This window comes from Marinobacterium aestuarii (genome assembly GCF_001651805.1).
Classification (GTDB): domain Bacteria; phylum Pseudomonadota; class Gammaproteobacteria; order Pseudomonadales; family Balneatricaceae; genus Marinobacterium_A; species Marinobacterium_A aestuarii.
In genome coordinates this window covers 1,336,835-1,360,694 of record NZ_CP015839.1, presented here as the reverse complement: position 1 = coordinate 1,360,694, position 23,860 = coordinate 1,336,835, and the positions used below count along the sequence as shown (strand labels likewise).

General features: G+C 60.7%; 17 protein-coding genes. 2 read left to right on the top strand and 15 right to left on the bottom strand.

Annotated features, from left to right (window positions below; genetic code table 11):
- Positions 1-134: 134 nt before the first annotated feature.
- The 3 genes from A8C75_RS06020 to A8C75_RS06010 all read right to left on the bottom strand — a co-directional run bounded on the left by A8C75_RS06020 (position 135) and on the right by A8C75_RS06010 (position 4,594).
- The gene (locus A8C75_RS06020; RefSeq protein WP_067379458.1) at positions 135-1,190 is read right to left on the bottom strand and encodes a coiled-coil domain-containing protein; all 1,056 of its coding nucleotides are present in this window, start codon (positions 1,188-1,190) and stop codon (positions 135-137) included.
- An 87-nt stretch (positions 1,191-1,277) separates the two neighbouring features.
- Positions 1,278-2,684: a sodium-dependent transporter gene (locus A8C75_RS06015; RefSeq protein ID WP_067379455.1), complete on the bottom strand. Its 1,407-nt coding sequence runs from the start codon at positions 2,682-2,684 to the stop codon at positions 1,278-1,280.
- 266 nt (positions 2,685-2,950) lie between these two features.
- Positions 2,951-4,594: a fatty acid--CoA ligase gene (locus tag A8C75_RS06010; protein ID WP_227819843.1), complete on the bottom strand. Its 1,644-nt coding sequence runs from the start codon at positions 4,592-4,594 to the stop codon at positions 2,951-2,953.
- A gap of 581 nt (positions 4,595-5,175) precedes the next feature.
- Here A8C75_RS06010 and A8C75_RS06000 point away from each other — a divergent pair.
- Entirely contained in the window at positions 5,176-8,166 is a 2,991-nt protein-coding gene (locus tag A8C75_RS06000; RefSeq protein WP_227819842.1) for a transglycosylase domain-containing protein, read from the top strand.
- 160 nt (positions 8,167-8,326) lie between these two features.
- On the opposite strand, the gene A8C75_RS05995 is transcribed toward A8C75_RS06000, so the two are convergent.
- The 12 genes from A8C75_RS05995 to A8C75_RS05940 form a co-directional block, all read right to left on the bottom strand.
- The gene (locus tag A8C75_RS05995) at positions 8,327-10,270 is read right to left on the bottom strand and encodes a RecQ family ATP-dependent DNA helicase (RefSeq protein WP_227819841.1); all 1,944 of its coding nucleotides are present in this window, start codon (positions 10,268-10,270) and stop codon (positions 8,327-8,329) included.
- 35 nt (positions 10,271-10,305) lie between these two features.
- A complete protein-coding gene (pepQ, locus tag A8C75_RS05990; RefSeq protein WP_067379449.1) occupies positions 10,306-11,634 on the bottom strand; it encodes a Xaa-Pro dipeptidase in 1,329 nt (442 codons plus the stop codon).
- Positions 11,635-11,663: 29 nt separating this feature from the next.
- On the bottom strand, positions 11,664-12,605 hold the full coding sequence (locus A8C75_RS05985; protein ID WP_067379446.1) for a LysR family transcriptional regulator: 942 nt from the start codon (positions 12,603-12,605) through the stop codon (positions 11,664-11,666).
- Between the two features lie 10 nt (positions 12,606-12,615).
- A complete protein-coding gene (locus A8C75_RS05980; RefSeq protein ID WP_067379443.1) occupies positions 12,616-13,752 on the bottom strand; it encodes a M14 family metallopeptidase in 1,137 nt (378 codons plus the stop codon).
- Position 13,753: 1 nt separating this feature from the next.
- Positions 13,754-14,773 carry an ABC transporter ATP-binding protein gene (locus tag A8C75_RS05975; protein ID WP_067379440.1) on the bottom strand — a complete coding sequence of 340 codons (1,020 nt, stop codon included), beginning with the start codon at positions 14,771-14,773 and terminating at the stop codon, positions 13,754-13,756.
- A 1-nt stretch (position 14,774) separates the two neighbouring features.
- Positions 14,775-15,779: an ABC transporter ATP-binding protein gene (locus A8C75_RS05970; RefSeq protein WP_067379438.1), complete on the bottom strand. Its 1,005-nt coding sequence runs from the start codon at positions 15,777-15,779 to the stop codon at positions 14,775-14,777.
- A gap of 4 nt (positions 15,780-15,783) precedes the next feature.
- Complete coding sequence (locus tag A8C75_RS05965; protein WP_067379434.1) at positions 15,784-16,734, bottom strand: ABC transporter permease; 951 nt, start codon at positions 16,732-16,734, stop codon at positions 15,784-15,786.
- The gene (locus A8C75_RS05960) at positions 16,731-17,711 is read right to left on the bottom strand and encodes an ABC transporter permease (RefSeq protein ID WP_067379431.1); all 981 of its coding nucleotides are present in this window, start codon (positions 17,709-17,711) and stop codon (positions 16,731-16,733) included. The genes A8C75_RS05965 and A8C75_RS05960 overlap by 4 nt, the downstream gene beginning before the upstream one ends.
- A 144-nt stretch (positions 17,712-17,855) precedes the next feature.
- Positions 17,856-19,409, bottom strand: a complete 1,554-nt coding sequence (locus tag A8C75_RS05955; protein WP_067379428.1) for an ABC transporter substrate-binding protein — start codon at positions 19,407-19,409, stop codon at positions 17,856-17,858.
- A 409-nt stretch (positions 19,410-19,818) separates the two neighbouring features.
- Entirely contained in the window at positions 19,819-21,462 is a 1,644-nt protein-coding gene (gene groL, locus A8C75_RS05950; RefSeq protein WP_067379425.1) for a chaperonin GroEL, read from the bottom strand.
- A 60-nt stretch (positions 21,463-21,522) separates the two neighbouring features.
- Positions 21,523-21,816: a co-chaperone GroES gene (locus A8C75_RS05945; protein WP_067298629.1), complete on the bottom strand. Its 294-nt coding sequence runs from the start codon at positions 21,814-21,816 to the stop codon at positions 21,523-21,525.
- Between the two features lie 316 nt (positions 21,817-22,132).
- Positions 22,133-22,618 carry an FxsA family protein gene (locus A8C75_RS05940; RefSeq protein WP_067379423.1) on the bottom strand — a complete coding sequence of 162 codons (486 nt, stop codon included), beginning with the start codon at positions 22,616-22,618 and terminating at the stop codon, positions 22,133-22,135.
- Between the two features lie 361 nt (positions 22,619-22,979).
- On the opposite strand from A8C75_RS05940, the gene A8C75_RS05935 reads away from it, so the two are divergent.
- Positions 22,980-23,741 carry an SDR family oxidoreductase gene (locus A8C75_RS05935; RefSeq protein ID WP_067379414.1) on the top strand — a complete coding sequence of 254 codons (762 nt, stop codon included), beginning with the start codon at positions 22,980-22,982 and terminating at the stop codon, positions 23,739-23,741.
- Positions 23,742-23,860 lie beyond the last annotated feature (119 nt).

Sequence of the window (23,860 nt, the reverse complement as noted above, 5' to 3'; positions counted from 1 at the left end):
ATAGATAGACGGGTCATTCTGCCCTGCCGACGCCGGCGACGCAATGCCTGATTCAGCAATAGTACAGCAGGGCCCGCTGTATGCAGGACAGAGACGCAACCGCTGCAAATTCGCGGCTGAGTCGAATCAAACGCTTACTGCAGCCGCAACTGCAGATTGTTGAGCTGCTGACGCATTTGCAGCAATTCCTGATTCAGCTGCCGGCGACTGCCATCTATGGCCTGAATCGCCTGCTCATTGACACGCACACGGCGGCTCACATCGGTGTTGCCGGCACCGGCTTCCAGCGTCGCCACCTTGTCACTGAGCTTGCGCAACGCCTGCTGCTGGGCGACCACCTTCTCCGATTGCACTTCTTCACTGATACGCACCTGGGTTTCCAGGGTCGCGAGGGAGCGCCTGAGCTCCTGCACGGTTTTATCCAGATCGCCCTTGAGGCTGGCCTGCCCCTTTTCCAGCCCCGCCAGTGCTACCAGCTGCTTGTCGGTTGCAACACGCGCCTTGTCGCTGGCCGCCAACCCCGCTTGCAGGGATTTAACCTCAGTCGCCAGGGACTCTAGTTGTGCAACCTGAGACTGCAGTTGCGCGGCCTGGGACTCTAGTTGCACGGTCTGAGACTGCTGTTGGGCGGCCTGAGCCTTGAACTGCTCCGCCAGTGGCGCCAGCTGAGTCAGTTGAGCCGCCTGTACCTCAAGCTGCTTGCTCTGCTGTGCCTGTAATTCCGTTTGGGTGGCCAGCAGCTTTTCCTGGGCTTCGAGCTTGGGCTTGTTGCTCTGATAAGCGATGGTCCAGAGCTTGGCGATTTCGGAATCGAAATGCTGATATTTTTCGGCCGCCGTTTTGCCTTGCTGTTCCAGCCGGCCGCTGAGCGTCTGACCCGACTGGCTGGCACTGTCACTGGTGACCTCAAGCAGTTGCTCCAGATCAGTCAGTCGCTGTGCCGCCTGCGCCTGTTGCTCCAGGCTGTCATTCAGCTGCTGCTGCAAGCCGTAACCCCAGTAGCCCAGGCCGCTGGCCGCTGCGGTCAGCAGCACCAGCACCAGGCTGTGCAACAGGTTGCCGCCCTTGGCCGGTGGTGGCGGTACTGGAGCGGCACGGCGAGGCGGTGGCTCGGCCTGACCGCGGCCTGGGGCAGCACCTTCCCGTGCAGGCCCCAGGTCCGGAATATCAAACTCTTGCGAACGACTCATAGTCGCGGTTCAACCTGTTCAGCACAAAAAGAAGGTCACACTAGCAGTTTTGCCAGCCCCGCAAAAGTACGCGAACCTGGGCAGGCTTCAGCCAAGGTTGTAGACAAACACCACCAGCACCGCCGCCGGGCTCAGAAAACGCAGCACGAAATGAAATACCCGAAAAGTAAGACCCTCACCCAGCCCGATACCCTCGCGCAGTGTTTGCGGCTTCATGGCCCAGCCGGCGTAGAGCGCAATCGCCAGCCCCCCCAGCGGCAACGCCAGATTCGACACCAGAAAATCGAACAGGTCGAACAGCGTCTTGCCCTCAAAGCGGGCGAGAAAATCCAGCGGATGAAACTGCGCCCAGATATTGAAGGACAGCACCGTGCAAATGCCCAGCAGCCAGATCATGGCACCGGACATAAGCGCGCCCAGCATGCGGCCAATCCCCTTGTCTTCCAGCCATTCAACCACCGGTTCAATCATGGAGATGGCCGAAGTCACGGCGGCCACCAGCAGCAATACAAAGAACAGGGTGCCAAACACCACACCGCCGGTCATCTGGCCAAAGGCCAGCGGCAGGGTCACGAAAATCAGCCCTGGGCCCGCGCCTGGCTCAAGGCCGTTGGCGAATACCAGCGGAAAGATCGCCAGCCCCGCCAGCAAAGCCACCAGCGTATCCAGCAAACCAATGGTCACCACGGTACGGGCGATATTGACGTTTTTTGGCAGGTAGGAGCCATAGGCCATCATCACGCAAATACCGGTACTGAGGGTAAAGAAAGCATGGCCCAGCGCAGTCAGGACACCTTCGGTGGTCAGCTTGCTGAAATCCGGTGTAAACAGGAAACCCAGTGCCTGAGCAAAGTTGCCGCGCACCGCCGCATAGCCCACCAGCACCAGCAGCAGCACGAACAGCAGCGGCATCAGTAGCCTGATGCTGCGTTCCATACCGGCGCGCACACCGCTACCGGCAATCAGCACCACCAGCAACATGAACAGGCTGTGCCACAGCAGCAGCAATACGGGATCTTCCAGCAACTGGCCAAAGATCCCGCCGATGGTGGCGGCGTCGGCACCGCTGAACGCCCCTTCAGCCGCAAGGCCGACATAAGCCAGGGACCAGCCGCCCACCACCGAATAAAACGACAACAGTACAAAGGCCGCGACAAAACCGATCCAGGCCATCCAGCCCCAGCGCGCCGACACGCCATCGCGCCGGGCCAGCTGTGCCATGCCCTGAATGGGACTGCAGCCACTGCGCCGCCCCAGCAAAATTTCTGCAGCCAGAATCGGCAGACCCACCACCAGGATACACAGCAGGTACACCAGCACAAAGGCGCCGCCGCCGTTTTCACCGGTGATATAGGGAAATTTCCAGATATTGCCCAGCCCAACGGCGGAGCCCGTGGCGGCAAGAATAAATGCCAGCCTGGAGGACCACTGAGGGTGCGTCACAGCACCGCTGCTGGCGGCATCGGAACGCGGAACCGAATCAATTCTGGACATAAAACGTCTCCTGAATCTGCAACGCACCTGGCGGGATAACGCAGGTGTGTCGGGCCAGAGCCGATAGGCTGCAGCCATTTGAATTGCACACACAATGACGGCGGCACCGGACTTGCCGGTACCGCCGTCATTTCGCTACTGATGCGGTGGGCTTGTGGCCTCGGTCCGCAACATTTCGGCGGCAAGAATAGCATAAAAAACAGGCGCTTCACCGCTATCCAGAGCGCCGCCTCTGATGTGCCTGAAGAACCGCCAGCGCAGTCGCTTCAGGCGTCTTGCAGCTGCTCGCGAATCAGCTTCTTGTTGACCTTGCCCACACTGGTTTTGGGGATCTCGTCAACGATGCGGATTTCGTCCGGCACGGCCCACTTGCTGATCTCGCCACTGCCGACAAACTGCTGCAGATGCTGCACCAGCGCGCCCGGCTCAAGCTGCGCATCGGCCGCCAAGACCACCAGCGCCAGCGGACGCTCACCCCAGCGCGCATCCGGCACGCCCACCACCGCGACCTCGGCCACCCCAGTATGCTGGCTAATCAAGTTTTCCAGCCGCAGCGAAGACACCCACTCCCCGCCGGTCTTGATCACATCCTTGATGCGATCCCGAATCTGCAGCACTCCGGCAGGCGTTATAGTGGCCACATCGCCGGTGTGCATCCAGCCGCCCTGCCAAAGTTCGGCCCCCTTTTGCGCATCGAGGTAATAGCCCTGGGTGAGCCAGGGTGCCCGCACCACTATCTCGCCCATACTGCTGCCATCTTCCGGTACCCGCTGCCCGGTTGCATCCACCAGATGCAGATCCACCAACCCCACCGGCACGCCGGTGGATGTGCGCAGTGGCAGTTGCTGCTCCAGCGGCAGATCATGTTGTTGCGGGGTCAGGAAGGAGGCGCTCAGCAACGGGCAGCTCTCGGACAGACCGTAGCCGGTAAAGAACTGGATGCCGCGTTCGGCCATCTGCCGCACCATGCCCTGCGTCGGTGCCGCACCGCCGGTCAGCAGCTTCCAGCCAGTGAGATCGGTTTTGGCCGCTTCCTCAGAGTTCAAAATCATCTGCAGCACGGTCGGCACGCCGTGGGAAAAGGTCACGCCTTCGTCCCGGAACAGCCGCACCAGTCGATCCGGGTCATAGCGCCCCGGATACACCTGCTTTACACCAAGCGCGGTGGCGGCATAGGGCACACCCCAGGCATGCACATGGAACATGGGCGTCATGGGCATATAGACGTCTTCAGAGCGCAGCAGCGCAAAGCCCTCGTAGGCCGCCAGGGTCGTGGTCATGTTTAGCGTATGCAGCACCAGCTGGCGATGGCTGAAACAGACTCCCTTGGGATTGCCAGTGGTTCCGGTGGTATAGAAGGTCGTGGCAATGGAGTTTTCATCAAAATCGGGAAAGTCATACTGGCTGTCGGCTGCCGCCAGCAGGGCCTCGTATTCGCCCAGCGGCGCCAGCGTGCAGGTTGCGACCTTGGCGGCATCACTGAGCTGGATATAGCCGCGCACGCTCGGCAGCGTCGGCGCCAGCGCCTCGATCAGCGGCAGAAAGTCATCATGCACCAGCACCAGATTATCCTCGGCATGGCGCATGGTATAGCCCACCTGATCCGGGCTCAGGCGCACATTGACATGGTGCAGCACGGCACCGATCATCGGCACCGCGAAGTAAGCCTCCAGATAACGATGGCTGTCCCAGTCCATCACCGCTACAGTGTCACCAGCATCGACGCCCGCCGCCCTAAGCACATGGGCCAGACGACAGATGCGTTGATTCAGCTCGCGGTAGCTGTAACGCCTGCTCCCGTGCACGATTTCCCGCTGCTGTGCATAACGCTGCCCCGACAGCAGCAGGCTCTTGATCAAAAGTGGATACTGATAGGCGCCCTCGCAGGGCTCAATTATTTTTGTCGGCATGATTCTTTCCCGCAATGCATCAAAATGACAGTTGCAGTATGGAAGCCCTACCCCCGAGCGCCAGCGCCCTTGCCACCAGACGACAAACAAGACCGCGAACCACACTCCGATGAGGGCCGAAAAAAGCCCCGTCGACACCAAGCCAGACTTCCGAACTGGCCTGATCAATACGGCGAAAAGCCTGTGCAAAGGGACTCGAATTCAGGCAGCCCGGCAACGCAGCAAGGCGCCAGACAGACGGCCAGGAGCTGGCCGAAAAATATTCCTCGCCGGCCTCTGGCGGACAGCCCCGGCGCAATGCTATTGATATACAAGGAAGAAGGCTGCACAGCGCACTGAGCCGCAGCATCGCTGCCGATGCGCACACCCAGCCTGTTCCGCCGCACAAAAAAATTGTTGTCAGTGATGACTATACTGACATCGGTAGTCATGATGTATGAATCAGGGTCACTTGAATGGGGGCGTATTTGCAATCTGATGCAGGCGGGACTGCCAGCACGAAAAAGGGGATTAGCCCCGCGACACTGGCCAGGCAAAAGCCCCACCGCTGGCGGTCTATATTGCTGTTCTGGGTTTCCCCGATGGTCACAGTCGCTGCCGTGGCCGGCCTGCTCGCGACCCACGAGATCCGCACCGCTGAACTGCAGTCCCGGGAGTTAAGCCGGTACGCCCAGACGCTGCAATATACGTTGCAGCCCGGCCCCAGTGACGCCATCCTCTATCCCCAGCACGGCCCGTTTGACCTGCGCATGGGATATGCACGTCTGCCACAGCTGCTGCAGCGCGCGCAGCGGCAAAACTTTGAGATTCTGCAACAGACGCGTTTTTCCGAGCCACTGCTTAGTTACGGCCAACGCGGCCTGCCGGTGCCCTACCCGGAAAAATCCCAGACGGGCCTGGCCATCTATGACTGTCGCAAGGAGCCTTTGTACAACTTCGACTACCCGCAGCAGCATTATCCAAATTTTGCCGTGATACCCCCGCTGGTGGTGCAGAGTCTGCTGTTCATCGAAAACCGTGACCTGCTGGACCCGGCGCAGCCCCGCGCCAACCCTGCCGTCGACTGGCCGCGCTTCGTCAAGGCGGCACTGTCGCAGCTGGGAAAGCGCCTTGACCTGGCCAGCGATTCGGCGGGCGGCAGTACTCTGGCGACCCAGCTGGAAAAATACCGCCACTCCCCCAGAGGCCTGACCGACTCGCCCAATGAAAAGCTGCGCCAGATGTTTTCGGCCAGTGTGCGCGCCTATCAGCAGGGGCCCGATACGCTGGAGTGGCGCCAGCGGGTGGTGCGCGATTATTTGAACACCGTCCCCCTGGCCGCAGCGCCGGGGCATGGCGAAGTGCATGGTCTCGCGGCGGGCCTTAAGGTCTGGTTCAACGCCGACTTCGACCAACTCAACCAGTTGCTCGGCGCGGCCAACGATGCCAAGCCCGCCGATGCCGCCACCCTGGCGGCCCGCGGTCTGGCGCTGCGCCAGGTGCTGTCACTGCTGATCGCCCAGCGCAGACCCTCCTATTACCTCCACCGTGGCCGCTCCGATCTGGCCGAGCTCGCCGACAGCCATGTGCGCCTGCTGGCACGGGCAGGCATGATCGATGATGCCCTGCGCAGCGCGGCACTGGAACAGCAGGTCGAATTCCGCGACTGGATCAACACCCCGATTCAGCATCAGGTCGACAGCAGCAAGGGCATCAATGTCGCCCGCACCCGCCTCTCCAGCCTGCTGGGGCTGCCCCTGTACGACCTCGACCGGCTCGACCTGGTCGCCGGCAGCACCCTCGTCGGGCAGTTGCAACGTGATGTCAGCCAGTATCTGCGCCGCCTTGCAGACCCGGCCTTCGCCACCGAAACAGGCCTGCTGGGCGAGCGGCTGCTGTCGGCCAGCAACACCGACCAGGTGCGCTACAGCTTCACCCTGTTCGAGCGCAGCTCGGATGGCAACCGCGTGCGGGTGCAGACCGACAACACCGACCAGCCATTTGACATCAACGAGGGCAGCAAGCTTGAGCTGGGCTCCACCGCCAAGCTGCGGGTGCTGGCGCACTACCTGGGCGTTATCGCCGAACTGCATCAGCGCTTTGCCGGCCTCAGCCGCACCGAGCTGCTGGCGGTGGAGGTTGCCGCAGACGACTACCTGACCCGTTGGGTGCAGGACTACCTGGCCCGGGGTTTTGACCCCGACCTTGAAACCATGCTTCAGGCCGCCATGGAGCGGCGCTACTCCGCCAGCCCCTACGAGCGCTTTTTCACCGGCGGCGGCCTGCATACCTTCAGCAACTTTCGCAGTGAGGACAACGGCCGCCAGGCCACCGTAAACGATGCTGTGCGCGAGTCCCTCAACCTGCCCTTCGTGCGCCTGCTGCGCGACCTGGTGCGTTACAGCATCTATCAGGCCCCGGGCAATACCGGTGAACTGCTGAAAGACGACCAGGATCCCCGCCGCGAGGGTTACCTGCGTCGCTTCGCCGACAAGGAAGGCCGCGTGTTTTTGCTGCGTTTCTGGCGCAAATACAACAACAAGACACCTCAGGAACAGCTGGACATCTTTCTCGACGGCCTGCGCCAGACCCCGGTGCGCCTCGCCGCCGTGCATCGCTACCTGATGCCGGATGCCGCTCAGGCCAGCTTCGATACTTTTTTGCGCGAACGCCTGCCCGGTGAAAAACTGACCGACAAGGAGCTCACCGGCCTGTACAGCAAATACGGCCCCGGCGCCTTCAACCTCACCGACCAGGGCTATATAGCCCGCGTGCACCCGCTGGAACTCTGGCTGCTGCGCTACCGGCTTGAGCACTCCATCGCCACCTTCAGCGATGCCGTCAATGCCAGCGAAACCCAGCGTCAGGATGTGTACCGCTGGCTGTTCCGCACCCGCCACAAAAGTGCCCGCGACAGTCGCATCCGCACCATGCTGGAGGTTGAAGCCTTCCTTGATATCCATGAGCGCTGGCAGCGTCTGGGCTATCCGTTCGAGCACCTGGTGCCGTCGCTCGCCACGGCGCTGGGCAGCTCCGGCGATCGCCCGGCGGCGCTGGCGGAACTCATGGGTATCATCATGAACGATGGCCTGCGCCTGCCGAGCCTGCGCATCGAGCAGCTCGACTTTGCCACCGACACACCTTATGAAACTCGCCTGGGTCAGCGCCCCAGCGGTGGTGTGCGGGTAATGCAGCCGGAGGTCGCCAGGGTCCTGCGCGCAGCGCTCAACACCGTGGTCGAAGGAGGTACTGCCAGGCGCCTGCAAGGCACCTTTACCGACATCCAGGGCGAGCTGTTACCGCTGGGCGGCAAAACCGGCACCGGTGACAACCGCATCGAGCAGGTGGGCCGTGGCGGCCATGTGATCAATTCCCGCGTGCTCAACCGCACCGCCACCTTCGTGTTCTACCTGGGGCCCAACCACTTCGGCACCCTCACCGCCTTCGTGCCCGGCAGTGACGCCAAGGACTTCAGGTTCACCTCGGCACTGCCGGTACAGGTGCTCAAGGGCATGGCGCCTATCCTGCAACCCTACCTGCAACCCGGCAGCCAGTGTGCAACGCCGCTGCCACTGCAGACCACCTCGTACTGATGTCTAACCTGTTTGCAGGCGCGCAGACTCTACCGCCTGCAAAAGCCTGCAAGCACCCCTGACGCCTTCTTCGCGCCACAAAAACGGAATGTACAAGTAGGTTGCGGTGCAGCGAAGCGAAACCCAACAGCCGTCGCCATAGCACCTGACGGCCAAGCCGCTAAGCACCCAAACGTCGCTCTACAGCTTCAAGCACCTGCTGGAAGGGTTGTGCACTCAGGCTGCCATAGGCCGGATGCTTGCGCAGTCGAAAGGTCGCCGGGCTCGACAGGCCACAGAGGAAACGGGCCAGCTGGCGCGGGTGGCGTAGCGCCTCCTGGCCCTCTGCGATCAGGGAATCGATACTGCGTTGCTGGGCGGCACTCATGGCCGCGTCGGCCAGGGTCGGCAGGCTGCGCGCGCCCGATTCCAGGCAGCTGCTGCACTGACCACAGGCTTCGGTGAGGTTGTCACCGAAATAGCCGCACAACTGGGCCGGCAGGCAATGGGCATCCTCGGCATAGTCCAGCACCTGGCGCAACCTGGAAAGGCTCTGTTCTTCGCGCCTCGCAAAGAGCTGCCCCAGGCGCCCGCAGAGCTGCGCCAGGTCCGGCGTCTGCAGCCTGCGATACTGCTGGCGCACGCCCTTGACCTGAGTGCTAATACTGCCCTGCTGCTCCAGATACTGCAGCGCCTTGAGCAGGCGTTCACGCGGCTCGCCCAACGCCTCGGCGGCATGGGTAACATCCAGCGTCAGCCATATCCGCCCCTGCTTGCCGCTGGCAAACACCCGTTGCAGAAACTCGGCCCGAGCGGCATCAAAGCCCTGCAACAGCTGCGCCTGGGGCAGCTCGAAGCGGATCTGGTAAGTGCTGTAGAAAGGCCCGGTGCCGGCGATCACGCCTTCGAGCTCCAGGTAGGTGAGCACCGTATTGATCACCAGCGGGCGTATATCGAACTGGTTTGACAGGTCATAGACCGCGATATCGAAGGGATTGCCAAGTGACAGCAGATGCCCGATCAGCGCATCCAGATGCTGCGGCACCGGCGTGTCGCCATAGGTGAAGTTTTCCAGTACGCGGATATCGTCCGGGCAGGCGAACAGCTCGCAGCGCGACGCCGCGCCATCACGCCCGGCGCGGCCAATTTCCTGCATGTAGTTTTCCAGCGACTTGGGCAGGTTGTAGTGATACACGGCACGGATGTCGGCCTTGTCGATACCCATGCCAAAGGCGATGGTCGCCACCACAGTGCTGACCTCCCCCGCCATAAAGGCGTTCTGGATGGACTCGCGCACCTCGGGTTTCATGCCAGCGTGGTAGGCCCGGGCGCGGATACCGGCGCCTTGGAGCTGTGCCGCCAGGCTTTCGGCCTGCTGCTGCAGCGTAACGTAAACAATGGAAGCGTCGCCGGGGGCGACCTGCAATGCACGCAGCAACAGCGGCAGCTTGTCAGCATCGCGACAGGGCGTTACCGCCAGGGCCAGATTGGCCCTGTAGAAGCCGGTGTGGATATGATTGCTCGCAGGGATAGCGAACTGGCGGCAGATATCCGCAGCCACGGATGGCGTCGCGGTGGCGGTCAGGGCCAGCACCCGCTGCACGCCTATATCCCGCGCCAGCTGCGCCAGCTTGAGATAGTCGGGACGAAAGTTATGGCCCCACTCGGAAATGCAGTGGGCTTCATCTACCGCCATCATGCCGATATGCAGCCCCTGCAACAGCGCCAGAAAACGCGAATTCTGCAGCCGCTCCGGCGCCACGTACAGCAGCTTGAGCTCACCGCTGCGCAACTGACGGTAGATCTCGCGCACCTCGTCACCGCTGCGACTGGAATCCAGCCGCGCCGCGGCAATACCCCTGGCGTGCAGGGCCGCGACCTGGTCCTGCATCAGCGCGATCAGCGGGGAAACCACCAGCGTCAGACCCTCGATCAGCAGCGCCGGCAGCTGATAACACAGACTCTTGCCGCCGCCGGTGGGAAAGACCGTGAGTACCGACTCACCCTGCAGCAGCTTGTCGATGGCGGCCTGCTGGCCGTCACGAAAGGCCGTCAGACCGAATGTGGATTGAAGCGTTTCAAATGCCCTGGTCATCAGTGCATTTGTAACGGGTGCAGTGGTCATAAGCCGGTCTCCCTGGTGCTGCTCAATGAGCGGTATTAGAACCCTTCCCGCCCCGCCGCTGCAAACGCATCGCGGGTAAAGTTCTCGCAGCCCTGTGCAGTCACGGCGACATTGTCCTCGATACGGATACCACCGAAGGGCATCAGGGCTTTCAGCTGTGCCCAGTTCACGGCGCGACCGCCCGGAGACTCTCGCAGCTTGCCAAGCAGCGACGGAATGAAATAGAGCCCCGGTTCGATGGTGATGACGAATCCCGGTTGCAGCGTTCGGGTCAGGCGCAGGAACGGGTGCTCCGCAGGCGGCTCGCGCAGGCTGCCGGCGGCGTCCTGCTGCCAGCCGCCCACATCGTGCACCTGCAGGCCCAGCAAATGGCCGAGACCATGGGGGAAGAACGCACGGGTGATGCCCTGCGCGATCTGCGCTTCCACGCTGGCGCTGACCAGCCCGGCGTCGCGCAGTACACCTGCGAGCAGCTCGTGCATCTGCTGGTGCAGTTCAATGAAGCTGGCACCGGGGGCGACGGAGCGCAGCAAGGATTTTTGTGCACTGTCGAGCGCCGCGATCAGGCCGGCGAACGCCGAGGCCGGATCGGCGGCATGGGTGCGGGTAATATCGGCGGCGTAGCCATGATGGCTGGCACCGGCGTCGATCAGCAGCGTGTGTCGCTCAGCCGGCGCCTCGCGCTGCTGAAACTGGTAGTGCAGCACCGCCGCATGACAGTTCAGCGCCACGATATTGTCGTAGGGCAGGTCCCGCTCGTTGTGATCGATGGCAGCCAGGTAGCCCTGGTGGATAGCGTATTCACTGGCGCCGGCCTGGAACAGCTGCTCGGCGGCAAGATGCCCCCGCACCGCGATACGGTTGGCCTGTCGCAGGCAATGCAGCTCCCAGTCGGTCTTCAGCGCCCGTTCGAAATCCAGCCGTGCCATCAGCCCAGCAGGATTGTGCACCCAGTCCTCACGGGCAAAATCCGGCTGCGCCGCAGCAATCACGGCGGTGCGGCCAAGGCCCTTTAAGAGCGCTTTCAGTGCGCCGACATCGGTGAAGCACTCGATCTCGAACAGAGCGGTCCAGTCGCCGCTCGGTGCTTCGGGGGCCTGGTGCCAGAAATCGTCCGGGCAGTAGAGGTAAAGCACGGGCTTATACCCCGGACGCAGCAGCAGCCAGCTGCCGGGCTGCTCGGTCAGGTACGGCAGCCACTGCACGAAAGGCGGATGGGCCCGAAAGGGATACTGGGTATCGTCGAGAAAGCGCCGCGGTGCGGTGCCGGAACCGAGCAACAGCGCGTCGAATGCAGACTCTGACAAGATCCGGTCAAAGCGTGCCCTGAGCGTTTCGATATGGTGTGCAAAGAATTTGTGCATAGGGTTTACTCCGGCCCCTGGGGCCTGAATCAGGGTAAGACGCTGGAAGGCCGCTCGAAACGCTCGGCCAGCAGCGACCAGAACGCTTCGAGGTTGGCATTGTGGTCGTGTCGACGCCGATAAAGACGGATCTGTAGCGGAATATGCCAGTGTTCGTCACCGGCCAGGCCCAGCTGGCTGTATCGCAGGCTATCGTCGATCAGGCGGCGCGGCACCCAGCCCAGGCCGAAGCCCTCCTTGACCATGGCCTTGACGCTGATGGCATGCACGTTTTCGTTCATGGTGACCAGCTGCGGCGGCCGTAATTGCTGCTGCATGAACTGCTGAATCACCGGGCGGGCAAAAGCGCCCTCATGGTAGCCGATATAGGGCAGCGGTTCGCGGCCGCTGCCCGGCAGGGAATAGATCGGCTGCTGTTGATCGTCCAGCGCGGTGATCGGTACCAGCACCTCGTCGGTCACGGTCAGGTATTCAAAGCGGTCCTCATCCAGCGCCCCCATGAACTCGATGGCCGGGTGCCAGTAACAGAGCACCAGATCGCAATCCCCCTGGGCCAGGGCATTAACGAAGTCGGCACCGACCCAGGCAGTGGATTTGAGGTTCAGCTCGATGTCGAAACCCGGCTGGTTGGAGAATGGCTGGATCCAGTCGTTGTAAAAGCACAGGTAGAGCGTCTGGGTGGTGGCGAAGTAGAGCCGATTGCTTTCCTGCTCACGTATTTCGTTACAGCGCGCCTTGGTCTCGCGGGCGATACGGCTAATCTGTTCGACGCCGGCCAGAAAAACCTCGCCGGCCGGCGTCAGCGACAGCGGCAGGGTGTTACGGTCAATCAGGGTCACGCCCATCTCGTCTTCGAGCAGCTTGATACGCCGGCTCAGGGTCGGTTGCGTCACGTTACGCTCGTCAGCGGCACGGGAAAAGTGCCGCGTCTTTGCCAGTGCGATGAAATCATCCAGCCATCTGACTTCCATCCAACGTTCCTCAGATCTGGCGTGCGAGCCAGGCCAGCAGCGGGTCCAGTAGGGATGCGCCCAGGCGCGCCGAGCGCTCGGGCGACCAGCCCTGCAGCGGGTCTGGCCGCAGATCGTAGTCCTTGAACGGCATCTCCAGTGTCATCGCCGGGCACTGAAAGCGCTTGCCAACCCAGTTGCTGGCAATGGTGATGGACTCGGGCCCGTACTTGCCGGGCGGATAACCGCGCTCGAGCTGAAAATCCGCATTGGCCGCCGCCAGGTCCTGCTCGAACTGCAGTTCCTGTTGCAGCAACGACGCCTCGGCCCAGGGCAAGCCGTCCTGCCCGTCGATGAAGTTGCACGGCAGTCCTTCATCGCCATGCAGGTCGAGGTGCAGATCGACCCCGGTCTGCTCCATCCGCGCCCGCACCAGGAAGACCTCGGGGCTGCGCACGAGACTGGGCCTATCCCATTCCCGGTTCAGGTTCACGCCCAGCGCATTGGTGCGCAGATGACCGCGCACCGCTCCATCGGGATTCATGTTGGGCACCAGGTAGATAACCGCCTCCTCCAGCAGTCGGCCCGCCTGGGCATCGTGCCGGTCCAGCAGCCGCTCGATCAGCCCCTGGGCACACCACTGGGCCATGGTTTCGCCCGGATGCTGGCGCGCGGTGATCCAGATCGTTTTGCATCCCGCTGCCGGCGTACCGATGCGCAGCAGATCCAGGTCGCGGCCGTCCAGGGTAGTGCCCAGATGTTCGATGCGCACCCGCTCCGACTGGCCGGCCCAGGCGATCAGGTCCAGATGCTGCTCGAAGCTGTAGGGCGCGAAATAAGCATAGTAGAGGCTGTCCTGCTCAGGCTCGTGTTCGATCACCAGTTCGCCGCCGCTGTAGCAGGTCGGCACCCGGAACCAGTGCTTGCGATCGTAGGACGCCACCGCCCGGTAGTCGTCCCAGCCGTCCGGGTAGGAGGCACCGGCGGCGTTGAGCAGGCGCATGCGCAGCGCCAGGCCGCGGCCGCCCTGTACGCGGTAATGGAACCACTGGTAGAAGTCCGAGCCGCTGTCCTTGCGGATTTTCAGCTGTATATCGTCCGCCCGGCTGGCGTCTAGAACGTCAATATTGCCGCTGTCGAAGTTTGCACTGATATGTAGTTTGCTCATCTCAGAACCGGCCCTCTTGCACCGCGTGACAGGCCACCTGGCCACCTTCACTGGTGGCAATCAGTGTGGGAATTTCCCGCGAGCAGCGCTCGTTGGCATGGGGACAGCGGCCATGGAACACGCAGCCCGACGGCAGGTTAACCGGCGTCGACACCTCGCCCTGCAACCGGATATGGGCCGGCCTGCCGTCTTCCAGACGCGGGATCGCCGACAGCAGCGCCTGGGAATACGGGTGACGCGGCGTTGCGAACAGCGCCTTGGTCGGGGCCAGCTCGCACAGGCTGCCGAGGTACATGACGGCCACCCGGGTGCCGAAATGCTCGACCACCGACAGATCGTGGGTAATGAACAGATAGGTCAGGTTGCGGCTTTCCTGGGCGTCCATCATCAGGTTCAGCACCTGGGCCTGGATCGAGACATCGAGGGCCGAGATCGGCTCGTCCGCGACGATGAATTCCGGATCTACCGCCAGCGCCCGGGCGATGCTGATGCGCTGGCGCTGGCCGCCGGAAAACTCGTGGGAAAAACGCTTGCCCCAGCTCGGGTCTATACCGACCGACTGCATCACCTCGTGCACCTTGTCGCGCACCTCGGTGGTCGACGCCCCGGGGTTGTGAAAGCGCACCGGTTCTTCCAGCGTCTGGGCGATGGTCATGCGCGGATTCAGCGACGCATAGGGGTTCTGGAAGATCATCTGCATCTTGCGCCGGTACGGCAGTATCTGACGGTCACTGAGATGATCGATACGCTCGCCACCATAGCTGATGGAGCCAGCGCTGGGCTTGAGCAGCCCCATCACGGTACGGGCGATGGTCGACTTGCCGCAGCCGGACTCGCCGACCACGCAGAGCGCCTCACCGCGCTGCACGTCGAGGTTCACACCGTTGATCGCGTGCACATGCTGCTGTTCGCGCACGAGCTTGCCGCCGCGAAATTTCAGCTGATCGAGGAAATCGCCGGAGATGGAAAAGCGCTTGTACAGGTCCCTGATCTGAACCAGGGATTTGGCTTGGGCATTCATCTTAGTTGACCTCCAGGGCGCGTGCGGCCGCCTCTTCCTCGAGTTTCATCTGCGCCACCATATGGCAGGCAACCCTGCAGCCACCGGAACGGGTGAAGCCTGGCAGCTCATGGCGACAGGCATCCATCACATAGTCGCAGCGCGGATTAAAGGCACAACCGGTGGGGATATGCTGCAGCGGCGGCATGGAACCGCGAATCTGGTTCAGACGCTGTCCCGGCAGCGCCATCTGCGGCAGCGCGTTCATCAGCCCCTGGGTGTAAGGATGCTGGGCATCATTGATGATTTCCTTGGTGGGTCCCTGCTCGATGATGCGACCGGCGTACATCACCATCGCCTGGCGGGTCATCTGGGACACTATGCCCAGATCATGGGTGATCAGCATCAGCGCCACGCTGTTGCGCTCGCACAGATCCAGCATCAGGTCCATGATCTCGGCCTGAATGGTCACGTCCAGCGCCGTGGTCGGCTCGTCGGCAATGATGATGTCCGGGTCCATCAGCAGGCCGATGGCGATGACGATGCGCTGGCGCATGCCACCGGACAGTTCGTGCGGGTACTGATCGATACGCGTCTCGGGTGACGGAATCTGCACCTGCTTGAGCTTCTGCACCGCAATGCGCCTGGCATCAGCGCGGCTGATCTTGCGATGGGCGAGCAGGCACTCGACCATCTGCTGGCCGATGGTCAGCACCGGATTGAGCGTCATCATCGGATCCTGGAAGATCATCGAGATGCGGTTGCCGCGAATCGAGCGCAGCTGTTTGGGTGACATCGCGGCAAGGTTCTGTCCCTCGAACAGGATCTCGCCGCCGGCGATATAACCGGGTTTGGACAGCAGGTTGAGGATCGAGAAACCCAGCACCGACTTGCCGGCACCGGACTCGCCCACCACGCCGAGCCGCTCGCCCCGCTCCAGGCTGAAATTAATGTCCCGCAGGGCCGTCACTTCGCCGCTGCGCAGGCCGAAACGGACTTCAAGGTTATTGACTTCCAACAGTGCCATCGGCTTATCCCTTGTAGAGTTTCGGGTTGAGGACGTCGCGCAGCCAGTCGCCCAGCAGGTTCATCACCAGTACCAGGCTGATCAGCACCGCGCCCGGGATCACGGTGATCCACCAGGAGCCGGAAAAGATATATTCGAAGCCGCTGGAGATCAGCGAGCCCAGCGACGGCTCGGACACCGGCATGCCCAGGCCCAGGAACGACAGCGAGGCCTCGGCGATAATGGCGTTGGCCACCTGCACCGTCGAGATCACCAGAATGGGCGACAGCGTATTGGGCAGAATGTGGCGGAACATGATGCGCGGCGCCCTGAGGCCAATGACCCGGGCCGCGTCGACATATTCCTTCTTCTTCTCGGCCAGCACAGAGGCGCGGATGGTACGGGCATACTGGGGCCATTCGGCGATGCCGATCACCAGGATCAGCATCACCATGGCCAGCTCCTGGTACAGCTCGGTGCCGAAGGTCGCCTGGAACACCGCCAGCACCACGATCGCCACCATCATGGTCGAGAACGACAGCTGCACATCGGCTATACGCATCAGCAGACTGTCAATGCGCCCGCCCCGGTAACCGGCCAGCAGGCCAACGACGATACCGATCAGCGCCTGCAGTACCACGGCGCACAGACCGATGGCCAGCGACACCCGGGTGCCGTAGAGAATGGTCGACCAGAGGTCGCGGCCCTGGGCATCGGTGCCGAGCCAGAAGGCCGGGTCCGACCCCGGCTCCCAGCTGGGCGGCATTTCGGCATTGAGGATGTCGATCTGGGCCGGGTCGTAGGGATTGTAAGGCGCAATCAGCGGCGCCAGCAGCGCCAGGATGGCATAGGCGACGAAAATCAGCAGACTGAACTGCGCCACCCGGTCCTTGGTGAAACTGTGCCACAGGTGGCTGTCGAGGAAACGCTGCCAGGCGCTCGGCGGTGTATCCAGGGTCTGTACGTGATCGTTCATGACGTTTTACCTGCCAGCTGCACTGTCGGATTCACGAGGCCGTAGATCAGGTCGACGAGGGTATTGGTCACCACGAAGATGGCACCGACGACAATCAGATAGGCCACGATCAGTGGCGTATCGACCCGGTTGACCGCCTCGAGGAACAGGAAGCCCATACCCGGCCACTGGAATACCGTTTCCGTCAGGATGGTGTAGGCCACCATGGTGCCGATCTGCACACCGCCGACGGTAATAACCGGCAGCATGGTGTTTTTCAGCGCATGGAGAAAATAGATACGCCGCGGCGCCAGGCCCTTGGCCCAGGCAAACTTGACGTATTCGGACTGCAGCACTTCCATCATCTCGGCGCGGATCAGACGAATGAACAGCGGCAGCATGATCGACGCCAGCGAAATGCACGGCAGCACCAGGTGCGCCAGACCATCGGTGGTAAAGAAACCGCTGTTCCAGAAACCGAACACCAGCGCCGTGTCGCCGCGGCCGAACGAGGGCATCCAGCCGAGTTCGATGGAAAACAGATAGATCAGGCCGATGGCGGTCAGGAACACGGGCACCGAAATGCCAATGATACTGAACCCCATGACGGCCCGGGAAAACAGGCTGTAGGGTTTGAGCGCCGAATAGACCCCCAGCGGCACCGACAATAGCATGATGATCAGGGTGGCACCGAACACCAGCTCCAGCGTGGCCGGCAACTTGTTCAGAATCACCTGCAGTGCTGGCTCCTTGAAGAAATAGGAGGTGCCCAGATCACCCTGCAGGGCATTTTTGGCAAAGCGCGCATACTGCACCAGGAAGGGGTCATTGAGCCCCATGTCGTCGCGCAGCGCCTGGCGTTCCGCTTCCGATACCGACTGACCCACCAGCTCTCGCAGCGGATCGCCGAGGTTGTCCTGTATCGAGAAGCTGACCAGGCTGATGACAAACATCACGATAATCGCCTGAACGACGCGTTTGATCAAAAAAGCAATCATGGTTTCACAGCCTCGAGTCTCGCTCCAATCCCTGGGGCAGACGTCGGTTTGACAGCGGGAACAGGCAGCCGGACTGGCTACCCATCTGGAAAACAGCGGACATTGGCGGTGCCGGCCGCACGTGCTGCGCCGGCACCGACCGCATTACTCCTTGATGACCAGGTCGCCCAGGTAGGGGAAGTTCATCACATTGAGCACCGGCGCTATATCGACGTTCTTGTTCACCGCCCACGCCAGGTTCTGCCAGTGCAGCGGTACGAAGGCGGCATCGTCGTAGAGCATCTGCTCAATGGTCTGCATGATTTCGGCGCGCGTCTGAACGTCGGTCTCGCTGTTCGCCTGCAGTACCAGCTTGTCGATCGCCGGGTTGCAATAGTTACCGCTGTTGTACTGGCCGGCACCTGTGTCCTTGTTTGGACACTGGGTCAGGAACTCGAAGAAGTTGTTGGAATCCTCGGTATCGGCATGCCAGCCGATCATCATGATATCGGCTTCACGCACATCGAAGGCCGGCCAGTACTGCGCCTTGGGTACGGTTTTCAGATCGACCGTGATATTGATGCGGGCCAGCATGGAGGCCACCGCCTGGGCGATCTTGGCATCGTTCACATAACGGTTGTTCGGCGCCATCATGGTCACGGTGAAGCCCTTTTCATACCCCGCCTCCTGCATCAGCTGCTTGGCTTTTTCCAGGTCATAGCGCGGCTTCAGGGCCGGGTTGTGGCCCAGGTAACCTTCGGGGCTCAGCTGCGCCGCAGTGGTGGCGAAGCCCTTCATGATCTTGTCGACGATGCCCTGCTGGTTGATCGCATAGTTCACCGCCTGACGGACACGCACATCCTTGAAGGCTTCGACCCGCGCCTGGTTCAGCTGGAAGGTGATGATGCGGGTACCGCCCATGGCCACCAGGTTCGTCCGGTCGCTCTTTTCGATACGATCCAGGTCAGTGGGCGGCACCGGCGCGATGAAATCGACATCACCGGACAGCAGCGCGGCGACGCGGGTCGGTGCCTCCTTGATCGGAGTCAGTACTATATGGTCGACGTTGCCCGGCGACTGCGTATCCCAGTAATCCGGGTTGCGGTCAAACTCTACCTTCACGCCCTGCTCGCGGCTGCTGATGGTATAGGGACCGGTGCCAGACAGGTGGCTGGATGCAAAGGAATCGCCGTGCTTGACCAGCAGGTCCTTGGGCTTGCCGTTTTCGTCGGTACCGCTGTAAAAGGCGCTGTCCATTGGGAACAGGTAGGTGGCGTTGTTCAGCACCAGCGGGAAAGGCTTGTGGGTCACCAGGTCGATGGTGTAGTCGTCAACCGCCTTCACTTCCTTGAACGGCCCGAAGATGCTCTTGAAGTCGGCGGACTCCTTCAGACGATTGAAGGTAAAGACCACGTCCTTGGCAGTCATCGCGTTGCCGCTGTGGAATTTCACGCCCTGGCGCAGGTGAAAGCGCATCGTCAGGTCATCCACGCGTTCCCAGCTTTCAGCCAGACGGGCCTCGAAGCCCAGATCCCTGGACCAGCGCACCAGCGGGTCGAACGTCATGTGGGACAGCTGCAGGGTACCGCCGGAGAGCTGCTCGTGCGGATCCAGCGATACCGGGTCGGCATCGTAGGCCATTTTGAGGGTCGCGGCCTGAGCGCTCATCAGCCCCAGGCTCAGCATGGCGCCGGCCAGAATCGAAACGGTCTTATTCATCGTGTATTCCGTATTTATTGTTGTGTCGTAAAGCTGTTAAACGCGTTCAAGACTAGACGATAGGCTGCGCAGCACCAATCGAAATACCGACTAGGCCTATACGCCATACGCATACTCATGCGTATGGCGTATCAGGGTCCAATGAGTGAACCGATAGCACTAAAAGCAGGAGACATCGAAGTGACACTTGACCAGGGTGCAATATCACCGATCATGCCTGTTCCTGGGTTTTGGCATCCTGCGTCGCTCAACCTCCTGCCTCCCTGCAATCGTGCACATCAGCGTGCGCGCTGGATGACCAACCCCGCGGGTTGACAGCCATTGCCCTAAACGCAAAAACCCCGACATAAGTCGGGGTTTTAGCGTGCGACCCGCCTGGCGGCGGGTCAAGGGAGCCTGGGCAGGCTGCTTACATCATGCCGCCCATGCCACCCATTCCACCCATGCCACCCATATCAGGCATGGACGGCTTGTCTTCCGGGTGATCAGCGATCATGGCTTCGGTGGTGATCATCAGACCGGCAACAGATGCCGCCGCCTGCAGCGCAGAACGTGTCACCTTGGCCGGATCCAGGATACCCATTTCCAGCATGTCGCCGTATTCGCCAGTACCCGCGTTGTAACCGAAGGCGCCAGTACCTGCACGAACCTTGGAGACAACCACGGAACCTTCTTCGCCGGCGTTCTCAACGATCTGGCGCAGCGGAGCTTCCATGGCGCGGAAGGCCAGTTCGATACCGACAGTCTGGTCGTGGTTGATGCCTTCCAGGCCCTGTACGTTGGACAGAGCGCGGATCAGTGCAACACCGCCGCCAGGAACCACGCCTTCTTCAACGGCCGCACGGGTTGCGTGCAGGGCGTCTTCAACGCGGGCTTTCTTCTCTTTCATTTCAGTTTCGGTGGCAGCACCGACCTTGATAACGGCTACGCCGCCGGCCAGCTTGGCAACACGTTCCTGCAGTTTTTCGCGGTCGTAATCAGAAGACGTTTCTTCGATCTGAGCGCGGATCTGCTGTACGCGAGCCTGGATATCAGTGGCTTCACCAATACCGTCAACGATGACGGTGTTTTCCTTGGTGATGTTGATGCGCTTGGCCTGACCCAGCTGTTCCAGCGTGGCGGTTTCAAGGCTCAGACCCACTTCTTCAGCGATCACGGTGGCGCCGGTCAGGACAGCGATGTCTTCCAGCATGGCCTTGCGACGGTCACCAAAGCCCGGTGCCTTGACGGCAGCAACCTTGACGATACCGCGCATGTTGTTGACAACCAGAGTTGCCAGCGCTTCGCCTTCAACGTCTTCTGCAATAATCAGCAGCGGACGGGAAGACTTGGCAACCTGCTCCAGAGTCGGCAGCAGATCACGGATGTTGGAGATTTTCTTGTCGAACAGCAGGATGTAAGGGTGATCCAGGTCGATCGACATGTTTTCCTGGTTGTTGATGAAGTACGGCGACAGGTAACCGCGGTCAAACTGCATGCCTTCAACAACGTCCAGCTCGTTCTGCAGGCTGGTGCCTTCTTCAACGGTGATGACGCCTTCCTTGCCAACGCGCTCCATTGCCTTGGCAATCAGCTCGCCAACATCGGTGTCGGAGTTGGCAGAGATGGAACCGACCTGGGAGATGGCCTTGGAGTCTGTGCAGGGCACAGCCATTTTGCGCAGTTCTTCAACAACGGCAATAGTGGCCTTGTCGATACCGCGTTTCAGGTCCATCGGGTTCATGCCGGCAGCAACGGATTTCAGACCTTCGTTGACGATCGCCTGAGCCAGAACAGTTGCAGTGGTAGTACCGTCACCGGCAACGTCGCTGGCCTGGGAAGCGACTTCCTTGACCATCTGCGCGCCCATGTTTTCGAAGCGGTCTTTCAGCTCGATTTCCTTGGCAACGGATACACCGTCTTTGGTGACCAGCGGCGAGCCAAAGGATTTTTCCAGTACCACGTTGCGGCCTTTAGGGCCCAGGGTCGTTTTTACAGCGTCAGCCAGGATGTTGACACCCTTGAGCATGCGTTTGCGTGCATCATCACCAAAACGTACGTCTTTTGCAGCCATTGTCTGTTAATCCTATACAAAGCGTTATAAATCGGAAATCAACGGGGTCAAGCAGGCCAATCAGCCTTCGACCACACCAAAGATTTCGCTTTCGTTCATGATCAGCAGCTCTTCGCCGTCAAGCTTGACAACGTTGCTACCGGAGTACTGGCCAAACAGAACGACGTCACCTTCTTTAACGGTCAGTGCTTTCACATCACCGTTGTTCAGCGTGCGCCCTTCACCCACTGCAATTACAGTTCCACGGTTCGGCTTTTCTGCAGCAGAACCCGGCAGAACGATACCGCCAGCGCTGGTGGTTTCTTCTTCACTGCGACGAACTACAACTCGGTCGTGAAGCGGACGAATTTTCATCTGTTCTACTCTCCTGATCTTATTAGGATCCAAAGCTATTGTTTACAGAGAAAGGACAACAGGCCATCTGCTGCCCCAGATACTGGATGTTCAGGATAATGGGGGCGGGGAAATGCATTTCAACAGCACCAGCAAAAAAATTTGAAAAATTTCTGCCCTGCATCCTCTGCCCTGCAGCCCAAAGCCCCGCACTCACCAGCCCCCGAAAGCAGGGGCCAGAGCCCCAACGACAACAGGCGCCAGCGGCGCCTGTATAAGGAAGGACGAAAACATGGGGTCACCCGTAGTGACTGGAGAGCCGCTGTGCTGGAGTCGCTTAGTCGTCTTCGCGGCGGTACTCGCCATCGATGGTATCACCCTTGCCATCGACACGGGGGTCGGGCCGGGAGTTGCCCGGCCCCGGTGGAACCTCGGGGCCCTCAAAGGGAGAACGACGGTGGGACGCCGCCACCAGGGTAAAACGACTCACCAGCGCTTTTGACAGCAGCTGGCGGGTAAAGGGAATCAGGCAGCAGAAGCCGATAACATCGGTAAAAAAGCCCGGCGTGATCAGCAGCGCACCGCCCACGGCCAGCACCAGCCCCTCGATCATTTCACCGGCGGGCATCTCGCCGGCGTTGATCTTCTGCTGCGCCCGCGCCAGCGTCGACAGCCCCTGATAGCGCAGCATATTGACGCCGATAAAGGCCGACAGCAGCACCAGCCCCACGGTATACCAGGCACCGATGGCCTGACCGACGTTAATCAGCAGGGTAATTTCGATAATTGGGATGATGATAAAAAGCAGAAAAAGAAACCGCATTGCCATAGTCCGAAATGATTTTCCTCATCACACCAGATGATGGCTGGATCCGCAACTTAAATGCCCTCGCGCGGGTATTTGTGTCGCCAAGGCAAAATGCTGCAGCCAAATTAGACCAAAGTATAAGAAAATTTTTCCCACAAATAGGGATAAAAATAAAATCCTTATAAATCATCAAGTTGAAATCGGAAAAAGTGGAAACGCGGAACGCTTTATATCAACCGCCGGCAACAGTTTGATGACAGTTGTGTGAACCCGGTAGACATTTGTGCACAAGCGATATAGCTTTGTGCAATGCAACATACTGCAGCGCACAATAATAAAACTACACAAGAATCATACTTGGAATCAGGTGAACACAATGGACATTAAAGACAAGGTAATCGTAATCACGGGTGGCGGTCGCGGTCTGGGTCGCGCCATGGCACTGGAACTGGCCGGCAAGGGCGCACGCCTGGCTCTGGTCGACATGAATGGTCCGGATCTGGATGAAACCTCCGGCCTGTGCATGGAAAAAGGCGTGGAAGCACGCTCCTACCTCTGCAACGTCACCGACGAAGCGGCAGTCGAGCAACTGTTCATTGATATCGCCACGGACTTTGGCGCCATCAACGGCCTGATCAACAATGCCGGCGTTACCCGCGATGCGCTGCTGGTAAAAGCCAAAGACGGCAAGGTTGTCTCCAAAATGACCCTGGACAACTGGAACATGGTCATGAACGTCAACCTTACTGGCACCTTCCTCTGTGCCCGCGAGGCGGCGTGCAAAATGATCGAGCTGGGCAACCCCGGCTGCATCATCAACATTTCTTCCATCTCCCGCTCCGGCAACATGGGCCAGACCAACTACACCGCCACCAAGGCCGGTGCACAGGCCATGGCCGTGACCTGGGCGAAGGAACTGGCGCGTTACGGTATCCGCGCAGCCTCAATCGCTCCGGGCTTTATTGCCACCGACATGGTCATGGCCATGAAACCCGAAGCGCTGGAAAAAATGGCCGCCGGTATTCCTGCCAAGCGCCTTGGCCAGCCGGAAGAAATCGCCCGTACCGTTACCTTTATTCTTGAAAACGACTACATCAGCGGCCGCTGCATCGAAGTCGACGGCGCGCTGCGCATCTGATTACCCTGAACAAGCCTTGATTCACCTTTAAAACCGGCGCCTGAGCCGGTTTTTTTATGCCTTTTTTATACCCGCCCGACCAGCCTAAGGCACGCCCGGGTGACACATACGCCGCCCCC